We start from the raw sequence: 13,026 nt of genomic DNA, 5'->3' as shown, positions 1-13,026 counted from the left end.
TTTAAACCCTCAATCCCGTTGACGTCTTGACCCGTTCGGACTCAGTCGTCATGGAAGATGCATTTCTTTCCCATTTTCCAGTCTCTTCTGAAGCTGAAGTTTGCCACTCCTCTAGCATCCAAAGAGCGAACGCCGTGATCATTGCAAATCCGTAGCAAACCCAATGCAACCAACGCTGTAGAGGTGCGCCGAAAACTGAACTCGACGCTGATAAGAGCTGCACGGAAATGAGTACGCACCCAAAGCCACACAAGATGGTCCAAAGTAACAAACTTGATTTCATAATCCGGTTACCTATCTGCGCTGGTGAGTTGTATTCCTTCACCAAAAAATAGGTTCCGGCAGCTAAAATCGCAATGGCGCAAGTTAAAAGCTCGCCCTTTGCTGCACTCTCCTCGATCTTGTCCAGCACTGATGATCCATCCCACAATGCTTTCGCGTATTCGATGAGTGGACCAATCTGTCCGACGATTAATATTATGAAAACGTACCACGCTGCATTTAGCAGTTGCTTGCGTTTTTCTTTCATTGCCTTCCCGAGGGCCGCGGCCTTTGACAATATCGGTCGGGCAACAGCCTGCGCACGTGTTATCAAGCATTGCGATTGTGCCTGTTGTGCGTCGTCGGATTCCGTTGCCATTTGAAGTTAGCCAGTTTTGGTCAAAATTGCGCTTTCGCAACTAGAAAGTGACTAGAAGGAATCGCAGGATATTACCCACGGCCTTCTTGTGGCGCAACACAAAACTCACGGCAAGGGCCTCGCCCCCAACACAGTTAGCCGCATAAGGTCATCCGCCGACGAGCGTCCACTCTCTGAGAGTAGGACCGCTACTCGACCAACCAAGGGACTGACACCTAGAACGACAACTCCTGGCCGGCAACCGCCGCTCGCCATCACCTACAACCAGCGGAATGGCACACTTCGAGCAGCCTCCGTTTCTGACCGCTGGCAAACTCGGGCTGTCATAGCAACTTTTTCCGGCCACATAAGCATGCACCCACATCAACGCCTACAACCGTCATGCGCCTGGCGGACCGCAGCACTAATTCAGCAGTGACTTCACCTTTACCAGCAAGACTAAGATGAAAAGTTACGCCGGAATTTTCGAAGTTGATCGACACCATAGAATCCAATCAATAATATCTTCAGGAGAGGGCGCTGCTGCGCGCTTCGCTCACATCACAACTACTTTTGCCACGGGGTGCAACATGCCACTAAACAAGATACAAAAAGAAGCCATCGATTCACTGATCGGTCAAAATAAAAAAGGAGCCGATATTGTCCAAGAACTTGTCGCCAATCGAGGCGCACAAGTCCGCGACGTACAGGAATATCTTAAAGAAAACAAGACCCTTCAAGGGATGCTGAAGACGATTGCACATCGCACCAGCGACCTCGCCGGCGCGGGTGACGCCGGAAGCCGCGAAAAGCTATCGAAGGAAGTTCAAGCGATGGCTAAAAAGGCTATTAAGATTCTTCAAACGAAAGCGAAGGAATAACGAGGTCGGCACGAAGTCCCAATACCGGCGGGCGTAGGCCTCAGGTTCCCGCCGGGCCAGCTAGAATTGATGAGGATTTTTTCACGCAAAAACAATAAATCAATCCGCATGCTTTCATTTTTATAGTGATTCCAGCGGAGCCACATGATAAGAGGACTTCAATTGATAACGGTCATTAAGCGGATTTGCGAACTTCAGAAAAAATATTCTTCATCAAATACGCACGAAATGAAGGAGCGCGGCAGTCTTATTCGCACCGATTTGGTTGAAGAGATACGAAATCGAATTCCCACCCTGAGTCGTGCGTTCAATCCTCTATTCGACGACCTAGCCGTGCAGGGTTCAGACGGTATTGGGAGAAAGACTGAAGCGCCATGGGTTCGACTCTACTCGAACGCAATGTCCCCGACGCCGCGCGAAGGCTTCTATGTTGTGATTCACTTTTCGGCAGATGGTGCGGCCTGCTTTTTCACTGTAGGCTGCGGCAGCACTGTGTGGAATAATGGTGATCTTAGAGCAATATCTGACGCACAGCTAAAAGTAAAAACATCATGGGCACGTTCGGTTATTGAGCGGCGCTGGAAAACACTGATGCCCTTTGTCGATACTATTAATCTGGGGGCACGTGCGTCTCTTCCTAAAACATTCGAAAAAGCAACTGCGGTGGCCCAAAGAGTACCCGTCGAAAGTATTGAAACTTATGACCTCGACGGATTACTCTTTGCTGCCAGCGAAAGGCTCTCGGCGATTTATCTTGCTCAACTCGACCAGCGAGACGTAGCTCCGGGCGACCAAGACGCTCGCGATCTAACAGCAGTTGTAAAACCATTACGCCGGCGGTCTCGTGCGCAAGGCATTGGGCTTACACCTCCCGAACGACGGGAGGTAGAGCTACGCGCAATGTCCCTGGCAATAGACTTTCTTCAATCTGCGGGCTTCGCGTGCCAAGATACATCAGCGGTCGAATGTTTTGATATTCTGGCTCAGCGAGATGGACAAACACTCAAAATCGAAGTCAAGGGGACAACAAGTGAAATATGTGACTCGATCTTAATGACGCGAAACGAAGTCGAACTTCACAAGCGAGAAAAAGGCACAACAGGACTCTTAATTGTTTCACGGATAGCACTCGACAGAAGCAGTGTGAATCCACGCGCTTCCGGCGGAGACGTTGAAGCATTGATTCAATGGGATATTGACCAGTGGACACTTGAACCCCTCGCCTTTCAAGTCCGCCGATCGGCTTAGCTTACCGACAAGACATCATTTCAATCAATTTAAATTTACCGCACTGCGGAACATAAAATCATTCACCAAGGTAGACTATTTATATTATTTCCACCACACACAAAACCAGACACACCCACCACATTAAACCCTCACAAAAAAGCGAGGAATTTATGAGAATAAGTGAGCTTTTCGATCTCAATGCAGGACAGCGCGAATTAGATTTCGTAGACATCGATCCCGATCGAGATTTGCGAGTATTTCTCGACCCTCACTTTCTTTCCTTAAGAAACGACCGATTCTCAGCTGAGGCCACTTCGACTATTCGAAGTTTTTTCGCACAGCTTCTTGAAGCAATTCGAGCAGACGACGACATAACAGCCTTGGAGCTCCTGCAATATTTGCATGAACCCAACGAAACTTGCCTAGGCCTATCCATAGGGGCGCCGGACGGACGCGGGCTGGGTTCGATTGATGCAACAAAAATATTAAATAGTTTGAAAGGTAGCCGCGCCGTCAAAAGCGGCCTGGTAGAACACATTGAAGATGTGCGAATATTTGTTCACGGCGTGGATAAAGACAAAATATCGGACATGATCACGAACATCATTCGCGGTCAGTTGATAAAATACACGCAAAATCAATGCAACTTATGGGGAATAAATCTCACCAAAGAAATAGACTCCGGCTTCTATTGGGACAGAGCAAAATGCCAGTGGGCAGCTTCACATGAGGACATGCTCATAATAAATGATCGAAAGATACTACTTGTTCCCAAAGGAGTTGTCTCGTACTCGACAAGATATTCATCCTCTAGATTCCACCGCTTTGGCGTACTCCCTTTCCTTCAGCACGAACATTTGAGACTCAACACAACATTAGTCAATCGAAGAATTTCAAAAAATGGCAAAGAGCGAATTTGGGTAAATAAAAGCGATGTCGCAAAGGAGGTTTCATCAAACAAAGATGATCTCAGCGCCTTTACCGAGCGCCATAAAGAAGTTTTCAAAAAATTTAAATTATCCGAATCAAGATTAGGAGCAAAATCACTTGATGATGACGCATTCAACCCTCCAACCACCATAGAAGAAACCGCCAACACCTTGAGGGACGCTCTTAAATCGACAAAAAAAGGCAACAATGAAGCAGATCGATTCCACAAACTCGCAACCTCAATACTAGATTTCATATTTTATCCCGATTTAATAGCCCCCACATCAGAAGTTAAAATTAACGGCGGCAGAAAAAGAATAGACATTGTTTTTGAAAATGCGGCAACAAATGGGTTTTTCAACAGACTCCACCAAGTATCAAATATTGCTTCAACATATATCATCATAGAATGCAAAAATTACTCAAAAGACCCAGCCAATCCAGAACTTGATCAACTGGAAGGACGGTTTAGTGTAAATCGAGGTAAATTTGGACTCCTTGTCTTCCGAGACGCAAAAGACGAAGCCCTTGTCATTGAAAGATGTCGAGATTCGTGGCGAGACAGACAAAACTTGATATTACCAATCACAGATGACTGTCTCAACCGCATGTTACTTAGAAAAATCGAATACCCCGAATCTCCGGCATATGAAGAAGAACTGAGAAAATTGGCTAAACTTGTGCGATTAGGATGACATAGTCGACGGTAGTGCGCCTTGGACAGAGGATAAATGATCTCAGACGGGCTTCATAAGGAAGCCCGAACTTATCAACGATTCCGCCAAATGTAACCGGACGGCCAGGGAAAGCTCGCGACCGCGGCGTTGTTCACCGGTTATCTATGTCGCCACGAGGGCAGCTACTCCGAGGCCTCCAGTCCTTCTAAGCGTTTGGTACGATCCAAATAACTTTTCGGCAGAACTCGATCACGAACACCAGCGCTCACGGTAATGTCCGGCGAGACCGCGAAGCGCGTGATCTCCGCCGTCTGCTTATCCGCCCGCGACGACGAGCCGAAGAAATACTCCTTCGAGCCGATCACCATCGTGATCAGCACACCGAGCAGTGTGTCGAGCGTGCTCTTCACGACGTCAGGCATCCGGATCTCGCCGATCGCCAGATAGAACTCCAGCCCGATCACCACGAAGAGCGCCACCGTGTACATGTAGGCTAGGTTTCGGGCCGTGTGATCGTGTTCGGACGCCGCATACTGCCGGGCGCTCGCGCGATCGTCCGCCGCGACCTTGTCGGCCTGCACCTGGATCCCGGCGAGATTCTCGGCATGCGCGAAGCCGGCCTGCCGCATCTTCAGCTCGAAGTCGGCGTCGGCCTGCTTCAGCGCGAGCAATTGCTCCGGCGTCATCGACTGGCCGGACAGGGCCGACGTCACCGCCTCGACCGAGCCATCGCCCAGGCCGAGCCGGTCGGCAATCGCCGACGCGGCCATGGCCGCCACGCCCGGCACGCCACCCGTCAATGCCGTGACAAGCCACGGCGCCACCGTTTTCAGAATGTCGAGCATGCTTACACCCCCAGCGCACGGTTGAGTTGCCAGCCATACTCGAACGCCTCGTTCTCCGGGCGGCGCTCGGCCAGCTCGATGTAGAACACCGACTGCTGCGCGGCGACCATGCCGTACAGCACGCGATGTCCATCGGCACCGCGCTGCTGTAGAAACGCCTTCAGCGCGGCGAGGGTCATCGGGCCGATGCCACCATCGGCCGCGATGTCCGGGAACGCCTTGCCGCCCTGGTTCAGCACGTTGAGCGCCCGCTGCATGAACTTCACCCCGGTGGACGGCCCCGCGTTCACGCCGATATCGAACAGCTTCTCGGCCAGCGTCGTCGAGATCGCGTCGACCTGGTCGAACTTCGGCCGCGACCAGTAGCGCGATTCGTAGATCGCGACGGCCGTCGCGCGCGGCATGTCCTTCATGGCGCCGAGATAGCCGTTCGCCCGCGCCTCGGCGGCCGTGATGCCCCACATCGTCCCCTCCAGCTTGCCGAGATACCAGTTCCCCCGATCGTTCGGATCGTTCGAAAAACCACCCTCGCGCCCGATCAGCGCGTCGATCTTCGCCGTGACATTCATGGCTTTCCCCCTCGGCCAATGGCCAGTTCCAGCGTTTCGATACGCTGCTGTTGCAGTCGATTGAGCACGTCCGCCTCGTTGACGTGCGTGAAGACCCAGACGATCGAGCCGACGACGAAGGCTTGCACCGCCCCGAGGCCGATGCCGAGCACCCAGACCGCGCCCGTCGCCCGGTTCCTCATCGCATCGACCTTCCGGTCCACCTCGGCGATATCGCCGGCTTGGTCGAGGCGCGCACGCTCCTCGGCCTGCGACCGCGCCCACAGCAGCCCGACGTCCTCGCGCACCGATTCCGCGCGCACGCGCATCTCGGCAAATCCGCGATCGAGATCCGCGAACGGCTGCACCGATCGCTTGATGTCCTCGACGCTCGCCGCGACCGATCGCATCTGCTGCGTGAGCGTGGCGATCTGTACCGCCAGCCCCTCCTGCTTCTCGTCACCCATCCCACCCCCGTTGAAAAAAGAAAGGCCGCTCCGGTTACCCGTGAGCGGCCTACATCGTTCTCGCGTGGCGCGTTACGTCGGCGCCGGCACGACCAGATCGATCTTCTTGCCCGACTTCTTCTTGTGCCCGACCTTCGCCTTGCCCTTGTTCCCTCCATTCAACGTCACCACCGTGATCCAGCCCCGCGAGGCGAACGTGTGTTCGACCGCCTCGATCAGGAACTCCCCATCGACACCCTCTTTGAACCCCTTCAGCGCGATCGTCTTTTCGGCAGACAGATCGGCCCGGCCGCGCATCGTGAGGCGGCTCGTCGACGTGTGCCGGTTGAGCGTTTCCAGCCTGGACGTGGCCGCCGCCTTCGCGGCCTGCGGGCTCGCGAACGCATGGCGCTCGGTATGAACCGCGGCCGCCCCTTGCGGCGCATCCGGATTGGGAATCGTCAAGTCGATTTTCTTCCCCGTCTTGCGATCGTGGACCTTGGTGCGGACCGCCGCGAAGCTCGCGCGATCGGGAAAATTGATGTCGTAGTCGAGCAGCAGCTCGGGCGTCAGGGTCACCACTGGCAACGGCTTGCCGCTCGCGCTCTTGCCGCCGCCTCGGGGCAGCACGATCAGCTTGCCGGCCTTGACCGTCGCCGTCGCCCCATACTGCCGAGCGAGCCGCGTCACGAAATGCAGATCGCTTTCCCCGAACTGGTCGACGCGGGGCACCACCACGTCGACGTCGCACGCGGCCGACCATTTGTTACGTCGCGCGACATCGCCGACGATGTCGGCCAGCCGCACGTTCGACCAGCTCCCGTAGCGCTGCGTCTTCGACGTCGCCCGCATGTTCGCCGGCTTGCCGCGAAACACCACGCTCGCCGGCGGCCCACGCAGCCCGACCTCGTCGACGGCATACTCGCCCAGCATCGAGAGCCCCTGCCCCTCCCATCCCAGCGACACCTTGACCGTCGCGCCCTTGGGCGGGAATCGGATCCGGCCGTCGCGATCGTCCAGCGTGATCGTGCATTCGTCCGCATCCAGGCCCGGTTTGTCCACGGTCCGGATCTCCATGACCCGGTCCTGAATCACCTTCGTGACATCGTCGCCGTTCGCGATGATTTGAAAAATCGCTTCCATTGCGCCTCGCTATGTCCAGAGCGACACGGTTTCGTCGCGCGGCGCCTCGATATCCGGCATCACGATCTCGACGCCCGAGGCGAACGGCTGCGGCCTCGCAGCGAGGCCCGTATTCGCCTCGTAGACCGCCTCCACCGTGCCCTGCAGCGTCCCGTACACCCGATAGCACAAGGTATCGAGCACGTCGCCCTCAGACGTTCTTAAAATCTTCGCCATAGCGGCCAAACTCCACAGTGAAGGATTGCTTGCGGGGCAGGCCATCGGCCAGCATGGCGTCCTGCTCCTCCTCGATCGTCTGCAGCAGCCAGCGGCCGAGCACTTCGCCGCTGCCCGTCGTCAGGCGCACCGGCTTCATGCGGCTGCCGATCGCGCGCAGCTTGCTGATCTGCGTCGTGCCGGCGCCCAGGGCGGGAAAGATGACGCCCGACAGGGTAATCGTCTCGCCGCCCTCGCTGACCGGCTGCAGCGCCTCTTGCCGGTTCAAGCGCTCCTGCGTGGCCACCCGGTATCGCGTCGCCCGCCGCAGCTTCTCGAACGCCGCCGTCGACAGGTTGAAATGGAATGCGCTGCCGTCGTCGGCCGCCATCGTCATCAAATGCGGCGTGCTCGACGTCGCCCCGTCCGCGAGCCCAGGTAGTAGGGAACTCAGGCCCGTCGCCTTGACCGCATCGGCCACCGCCGAGTCCTTGATGCCGACCAGGCTCGAGAACTGACTCACCGCCCCGCCAAGCGCCGATTTGACGCTGTCGGCGGCAGAGCGCACGAGCGGGAAGCTCGAACTGTCCGCCATCTTCAGAATCGAGCCGACCGACGCCTGCGTCGCGTTGAAGCTGCGCATCACGCTCCCGACTTGCGGGAATAGATCGCCCGCGACCGACATGGCGCTCTTGGCGCCGGTCAGCAGTTCGGCCGCGCTGCTGAGATTGCCGGTCGCCAGCTTCTGCAACGTCTCGACCGTCGTCGCGCTCGCGGCGCGGTTGCGATCGGCTACGCGCACCATCTGCCGGACGCGCTCCGAGGCGACACTCGCCTGCGTCGCGGCCGACGTGATCTGTCTGATCAGATCCATGCCTTACCCTCATAGATGCGGCGCATCGAACATCGCCGAAAAGTTAGTCGTCTTGCGCTGCTGCTCGACCATCATCTGCGTCAACATCGGACTGACCCGCGCCAGGAATTTCTCGGCCGCGTCCGCCTCGTTGCTTTCCACGCGGACATGGAAGACAGGGGCGAACGTGTTGGTTTGCTCGACGCGCGGGCCGGCACGCGGTGGGGCGCCCTCGCCAGCGGCGTTCGCTGCGGCTTTCGCAGCCGCCTCCGCGCTGGCGGGCGGCTCGCCCGACTTGTGCTCGAACACCTTGCGCGCGATCGCGCTCAATGCCTTGTCACCCGCGAAGGTGCCGATCGCACCGCCAATCACGCCACCCACAGCGGCACCGATCGGGCCACCGAAGGCACCGACCAGGGCGCCGATCTTGGCGCCGGCAAAGCCTCCAGCAAGGCTCCCTGCTATCCCCGCGAACTGCGTCGCCTTCCGCTCCCGCGTGTCGGTACTCGACGCCACGGCATACGCGTCTTTCGCTGCGAAGCCGACCTTCAGGATCGTCCCGGCCAGCGCGATCTTTCCGGCATAGGGCGCTACCTTGCCGAAGAGCGAGCGGCCGGCGCTCAGGGCTCGACCAATACGGCCACCACGCGCGGCACCGCGCCCACCTGCACGCCCCTTATCGCCACCCGCCGGCACGTCCACCAAACCGCCGCCGCCGAGCCCGCCTGTCCCTCCCGGCATGTTGACGACGAACACACGCTGCACCCCGCCAGCCGCGCCGGCAAGCGCGTCGAGCGCTTTGCCGGCCACTCCACCTTTGCCACCGCCACCACGGGCGCCTGACCGGCCCAGGACCGTGCCGCGCGCGATATCGAACACACCGCGCCCAATGTTCCAAAGTGCCTTTGCGCCGCGATAAGCGACGGCCGCGCCCGCCACGCCGACCACCGCTGCCGTGACACCCGGCGCCTTGTCCGCCGCTTCGCGCACCGTGCCACCGAGCCCCTTTGCCGCTTTGCCGGCGAGATCCGTGACCGGCCGCAGCGCATCGCCGATGCTGCGCATCGCGTCATCCCACTGCTGGCCGACCTCGTTCCAGATCTGTTTGGACGTCTCGCGGCGGGCTTCGAGATCCTTCTGGATCTCGCCGCTCGCCTTCTGTGCATTGGTCTTCAGCTCGTTGTACAGATCCGCGTTCTGCATGTACGCCGTGAGCGCCGCCTTGACCTGCATGTCGTTGAACAGGTCGCCGGTCTTCATCGTCTCCGCGAACGCGGCCATCTGCGCCTGCCGCTTCGCCGGATCCATCTCCGCATTGAACTGTTTAGCGGCACCGGCCAGTTGCTTTGCCTTCTCCGGATCCACGCGCTCGATGTACGCACGAGCCAGCACGAACGACGCCTCCAGCGTCGACCAGCCCTTGCCGATCGCCTCGCGCATCTTCGCCTGGTAGTCGACCCCGGCTTTCGCATAGTTGCGCTCGGTCTCCCCCGAACCGATCTTCGAAAACCAGTTCTTGAGGTTGTTCGCGGCCTCGTCGGCGCCGCCGGCCGTCTTCATCTGCACCTGGAGCATGGCGCCTAGCTGCGTGACGGAATCCTGCCCCGTGATACCGATCTTCTTCATTTCGGCGAGCAGCACCGGGAACCACCGCGCCATGTCGACCGACTCGAACGACCCTTCCTTGCCGAGATAGGCGATCGCCTCTAGCGCTTTCGCCATCTGGCGCGGATCGACAATCTCAGCGTTCTGCTGAAGCGCCTGGATCATCTTCGCTGTCTCGACCGTCGTCGCCCCCTGCCCGATCGCGAACTTCGCGACGAGCGGCCCGAAGTTGAGCGCCCGGTCGAGATCCATGCCGCCCGCCACCATCTGGTTGATGGCGTCGGCCAGCTCGTTGCGGCCGATCCCGTTGTCCGCCGCATCCTTGCGGATGCGCACGCCCATCGCCGCCTCTTGCTGCGTGCGAGCGATGCCGGCCTTGATCGAGATGTCGCGAATGATCGCCTGATAGTTGGCCGCGATCGTCGCAGGCACCGCCACGGCCGCCGACAGCTTCACCGCGTCACCGATCACCCCGCGACCCGCTTCCTTGCCGGCCTCCATGCGCTCGAAGCCAGCCGCCTTCAGATCGAGCCCGCGCGCGGTGCGCCCGAGTTGCGCATACGCGCGATCGAGCTTGCTGACCTCGACCCCAGCTTCGCGCAACGACTTCAGGTTGCTATCCAGCTTGCGGCGGATGCCGTCCGCCGCGCTATCCCCGGCGGCATGCAGCCGCCGGAACTCCTCCTGCAGGCGAACCGTCTCGCCGATCTGCCGCTGCCAGAGGCGGGCATCGTTCGCCCGCTTCTTCATGCCGTCGATCTTCGACGTCGTATCCGTGATCGCCTTGCCGAACGTCGCCGACACGGCGCCGCCGATCACGATACCCAGGGCGATATCCTTTGCCATGTCCGCACCCCTCAGTCAGTCAACCACCAGATCATGTCGTCGATCGTCATGTCATCGATCGACGCAGGCGACATGCCGAATTCAAGCGCGAGGCGCCTGGCCAGCGCCTTCAGCGTCTTGGCGTCCGTCTTGGCGTACGGATCGAAAGGAGTAGTAGGCGTCCTGCACGCGCGCGTAGTCGGCCATATCCATCTCCTCGATGTCGTCCGGCGACACCTCGGCAAGCGAGGCGAACAGGATCAGCTCCTGTTGTTCCTCGTCTTTCGGCGCGAGTTTCTGCGCGCCGCGCATGTCGCGCACCTTCGGGCGGCGCATCGTGAACTTGTCGCACTCGACACCGTTCAGCTTGATCGGGTAAGCCAGCGTGACGGTAACCTTGTCCATATCGTGTCCTCAAAGAGAAACGGCGAGCCATCGGCCCGCCGTTGAGTAAAAAGTGACTTTGCTCGCGTCCAAACGAGCTACATGCCGAGCGCCTTACGCACCTCGGCCAGTTGGTCGACGCCGTTGACCACGCGCTTGCACGCGAACACGTCGATCTCGTGAACCACGGCGCCGTCGATCTCCATCCGGTAGTAGTCGACGGCGATGGTGTATTTCGTTTCCGCCTTCTCGCCCGGCTTCCACTCCCCCGGATCCACCTCGGTCAGCTTGCCGCGAAAGAAGGCGCCGACATACTTGATCTTGCCGTAGTGGTCCTTGAAGGCCGCACGGAAATTGCCGCTGAACGCGTTGCCGTCGAGGATGCCGAAATACTTCAGCACGTCGTACTCCATGGATGCCATGGCGAACGATGCTTCGAGCGCTTCCATGCCCTGGTCGACCTTGGACGGCGCGTCCATCCCGCCCGCGCGGTAGTCGTCGGTCTTGAGCTTCAGCTTCGGCGGCGTCATGCTCGTCGCCCGGCCCGCGTAGCCGCGACCGTCGATCGCCACCGAGCAGTTGTACAGCGTTTCCGGAACCATCTTTCCCCCTTAGATCTGGTTATCGAGCACTTCGGTCATCCACTGGTTGGTGACCTCGAAGCGGAAAATCGGGTTTTCGGCCGGCGGGACATCGGTAAAGCGGATGTTCCAGTACACCTTGCCGTCCTCCAGTTGGCTGGCCGTGTTCAGCTCGGGATCCGGGTAGACCTCGAAGTTGATCAAGGCGCCCTGGCGCTTCAGATCGCGCATGAACGCCTGCAGCCCTTCCGTCACGTCGCTGACGTAAGTTGCCGTGATACCGCGATCGACCGCCCACTTGTGGCCGGCCTGGACCGCGTCCATGACGATGTCGAGCGTGCGCACCCGTGTGACGAACTTCCACTTCGGATCCGCCGACAGCGTCCGGTTACCCCACAGGCGATAACCGCCGTCGCGGATGATGGTCGCGATATTGGCGTTGTTCAGCAGGTTCGCGCGGCAGGTCTCGTCGCCGTCGAGATATTCGATCGGCCGCGCCGTGCCCGTGATGCCCGTGATTTCCTTGTTCGACGGCGATGCCCAGAAACCGATATTGGCGTCGGTCTGGCAGAACAGGCCAGCCGCGAACACCGAGGACGGCACGGCGACGTCGGCGTTGGCCGTCGTATCCCACATCGTCGAGCCGGGATCGACCATGTAGAGGCGCTTGCTGCCGAAATTCTGCGCGTAGGCAATCGCCGCCTCGTCATCCTTGTTCGGGCCATCGATCACGGCGATACCGCGCAGCTTCGCCGCGATCTCGTCGGCCGCCGTCGCGACAGGTTGCTTGGCCGAGTGGCCCGGCGCGATCAGCAAACGCGGCTGCGCGTTGAATCGCGACTTCGCATCGAGCAGCGCTTGCATGCCCGTGCGCGCTCCGCTAGCCGTCACGCCCCCGATCACGGCCGAGGTGCGCTGCGCCTCGTCACCATCGGCCGGCACGCCCACCGCGACGATGACCGCGCGGCTCTGCGCGTAGATCGCTCGCGCAGCTCGCGCGATGGCACTCGTATCGCCGAACGCCACTACCGCATCGCGATAGCTCGTCAGTTGGACGGGCACGTTCGGCTGCGCCAGACCCGCGCCGGGCATGTACGTATCGACGAGCCCCACCACCGACGACGAAGGCACGGCGATCGTGCGCGGCCCCGAGTCGACGATCGTCGTCGTGATGCCGTGAAAAAACGAGGTTGCTCCCATACGGGTCTCCAGAAATGAAAAAGCCGCCCATGCGGGCGGCTCTGTGAAAGGTCGGAACGGGGTC

Annotated in this window: 14 protein-coding genes; 3 read left to right on the top strand and 11 right to left on the bottom strand. The window is 59.1% G+C overall.

What is annotated here, in order from left to right:
* Window position 1: 1 nt before the first annotated feature.
* The gene (locus F3J18_RS10890) at window positions 2-640 is read right to left on the bottom strand and encodes a hypothetical protein (RefSeq protein WP_166912814.1); all 639 of its coding nucleotides are present in this window, start codon (window positions 638-640) and stop codon (window positions 2-4) included.
* A 443-nt stretch (window positions 641-1,083) separates the two neighbouring features.
* Here F3J18_RS10890 and F3J18_RS10885 point away from each other — a divergent pair, with 443 nt between their 5' ends.
* From F3J18_RS10885 to F3J18_RS10875, 3 genes are all read left to right on the top strand, one after another.
* Window positions 1,084-1,500, top strand: a complete 417-nt coding sequence (locus tag F3J18_RS10885; RefSeq protein ID WP_166912813.1) for a hypothetical protein — start codon at window positions 1,084-1,086, stop codon at window positions 1,498-1,500.
* 144 nt (window positions 1,501-1,644) lie between these two features.
* On the top strand, window positions 1,645-2,748 hold the full coding sequence (locus F3J18_RS10880) for a DUF3578 domain-containing protein (protein ID WP_240154490.1): 1,104 nt from the start codon (window positions 1,645-1,647) through the stop codon (window positions 2,746-2,748).
* 152 nt (window positions 2,749-2,900) lie between these two features.
* The gene (locus F3J18_RS10875) at window positions 2,901-4,355 is read left to right on the top strand and encodes a hypothetical protein (RefSeq protein ID WP_166912812.1); all 1,455 of its coding nucleotides are present in this window, start codon (window positions 2,901-2,903) and stop codon (window positions 4,353-4,355) included.
* Window positions 4,356-4,519: 164 nt separating this feature from the next.
* On the opposite strand, the gene F3J18_RS10870 is transcribed toward F3J18_RS10875, so the two are convergent.
* The 10 genes from F3J18_RS10870 to F3J18_RS10825 all read right to left on the bottom strand — a co-directional run bounded on the left by F3J18_RS10870 (window position 4,520) and on the right by F3J18_RS10825 (window position 12,962).
* A complete protein-coding gene (locus tag F3J18_RS10870) occupies window positions 4,520-5,182 on the bottom strand; it encodes a hypothetical protein (RefSeq protein ID WP_166912811.1) in 663 nt (220 codons plus the stop codon).
* Window positions 5,183-5,184: 2 nt separating this feature from the next.
* Complete coding sequence (locus tag F3J18_RS10865) at window positions 5,185-5,751, bottom strand: glycosyl hydrolase 108 family protein (RefSeq protein WP_166912810.1); 567 nt, start codon at window positions 5,749-5,751, stop codon at window positions 5,185-5,187.
* The gene (locus F3J18_RS10860) at window positions 5,748-6,197 is read right to left on the bottom strand and encodes a hypothetical protein (RefSeq protein ID WP_017918170.1); all 450 of its coding nucleotides are present in this window, start codon (window positions 6,195-6,197) and stop codon (window positions 5,748-5,750) included. The genes F3J18_RS10865 and F3J18_RS10860 overlap by 4 nt, the downstream gene beginning before the upstream one ends.
* Before the next feature lie 72 nt (window positions 6,198-6,269).
* Window positions 6,270-7,319, bottom strand: coding sequence for a contractile injection system protein, VgrG/Pvc8 family (locus F3J18_RS10855; protein WP_047837034.1), 1,050 nt, complete (start codon window positions 7,317-7,319; stop codon window positions 6,270-6,272).
* Between the two features lie 9 nt (window positions 7,320-7,328).
* The gene (locus F3J18_RS10850) at window positions 7,329-7,535 is read right to left on the bottom strand and encodes a tail protein X (protein WP_166912809.1); all 207 of its coding nucleotides are present in this window, start codon (window positions 7,533-7,535) and stop codon (window positions 7,329-7,331) included.
* Window positions 7,510-8,388, bottom strand: coding sequence for a phage tail protein (locus tag F3J18_RS10845; RefSeq protein ID WP_166912808.1), 879 nt, complete (start codon window positions 8,386-8,388; stop codon window positions 7,510-7,512). Before F3J18_RS10845 ends, F3J18_RS10850 begins: the two co-directional genes overlap by 26 nt.
* A gap of 9 nt (window positions 8,389-8,397) precedes the next feature.
* Window positions 8,398-10,818 carry a phage tail tape measure protein gene (locus tag F3J18_RS10840; RefSeq protein ID WP_166912807.1) on the bottom strand — a complete coding sequence of 807 codons (2,421 nt, stop codon included), beginning with the start codon at window positions 10,816-10,818 and terminating at the stop codon, window positions 8,398-8,400.
* 81 nt (window positions 10,819-10,899) lie between these two features.
* Window positions 10,900-11,202, bottom strand: coding sequence for a phage tail assembly protein (locus F3J18_RS10835; protein ID WP_166912806.1), 303 nt, complete (start codon window positions 11,200-11,202; stop codon window positions 10,900-10,902).
* A 77-nt stretch (window positions 11,203-11,279) separates the two neighbouring features.
* Window positions 11,280-11,783 (bottom strand): phage major tail tube protein, encoded by a 504-nt coding sequence (locus F3J18_RS10830; protein WP_013698992.1) that lies wholly within the window; start codon window positions 11,781-11,783, stop codon window positions 11,280-11,282.
* Between the two features lie 9 nt (window positions 11,784-11,792).
* The gene (locus F3J18_RS10825; RefSeq protein ID WP_166912805.1) at window positions 11,793-12,962 is read right to left on the bottom strand and encodes a phage tail sheath family protein; all 1,170 of its coding nucleotides are present in this window, start codon (window positions 12,960-12,962) and stop codon (window positions 11,793-11,795) included.
* Window positions 12,963-13,026 lie beyond the last annotated feature (64 nt).

The sequence above is a fragment of the Burkholderia sp. Ax-1720 genome, from assembly GCF_011753035.1.
GTDB classification, from domain to species: Bacteria; Pseudomonadota; Gammaproteobacteria; order Burkholderiales; family Burkholderiaceae; genus Burkholderia; species Burkholderia gladioli.
The sequence above is the reverse complement of the archived record's forward strand: the minus strand, read 5'-3'. Positions and strand labels throughout refer to the sequence as shown.

Excerpts from the sequence above, each read along its gene's own strand:
- F3J18_RS10860 (WP_017918170.1), bottom strand. The coding sequence starts at position 6,197 with ATGGGTGACGAGAAGCAGGAGGGGCTGGCGGTACAGATCGCCACGCTC.
- F3J18_RS10875 (WP_166912812.1), top strand. The coding sequence starts at position 2,901 with ATGAGAATAAGTGAGCTTTTCGATCTCAATGCAGGACAGCGCGAATTA.
- F3J18_RS10885 (WP_166912813.1), top strand. The coding sequence starts at position 1,084 with ATGAAAAGTTACGCCGGAATTTTCGAAGTTGATCGACACCATAGAATC.
- F3J18_RS10840 (WP_166912807.1), bottom strand. The coding sequence starts at position 10,818 with ATGGCAAAGGATATCGCCCTGGGTATCGTGATCGGCGGCGCCGTGTCG.
- F3J18_RS10825 (WP_166912805.1), bottom strand. The coding sequence starts at position 12,962 with ATGGGAGCAACCTCGTTTTTTCACGGCATCACGACGACGATCGTCGAC.
- F3J18_RS10850 (WP_166912809.1), bottom strand. The coding sequence starts at position 7,535 with ATGGCGAAGATTTTAAGAACGTCTGAGGGCGACGTGCTCGATACCTTG.
- F3J18_RS10870 (WP_166912811.1), bottom strand. The coding sequence starts at position 5,182 with ATGCTCGACATTCTGAAAACGGTGGCGCCGTGGCTTGTCACGGCATTG.
- F3J18_RS10845 (WP_166912808.1), bottom strand. The coding sequence starts at position 8,388 with ATGGATCTGATCAGACAGATCACGTCGGCCGCGACGCAGGCGAGTGTC.
- F3J18_RS10880 (WP_240154490.1), top strand. The coding sequence starts at position 1,645 with ATGATAAGAGGACTTCAATTGATAACGGTCATTAAGCGGATTTGCGAA.
- F3J18_RS10890 (WP_166912814.1), bottom strand. The coding sequence starts at position 640 with ATGGCAACGGAATCCGACGACGCACAACAGGCACAATCGCAATGCTTG.
- F3J18_RS10855 (WP_047837034.1), bottom strand. The coding sequence starts at position 7,319 with ATGGAAGCGATTTTTCAAATCATCGCGAACGGCGACGATGTCACGAAG.
- F3J18_RS10830 (WP_013698992.1), bottom strand. The coding sequence starts at position 11,783 with ATGGTTCCGGAAACGCTGTACAACTGCTCGGTGGCGATCGACGGTCGC.
- F3J18_RS10865 (WP_166912810.1), bottom strand. The coding sequence starts at position 5,751 with ATGAATGTCACGGCGAAGATCGACGCGCTGATCGGGCGCGAGGGTGGT.
- F3J18_RS10835 (WP_166912806.1), bottom strand. The coding sequence starts at position 11,202 with ATGGACAAGGTTACCGTCACGCTGGCTTACCCGATCAAGCTGAACGGT.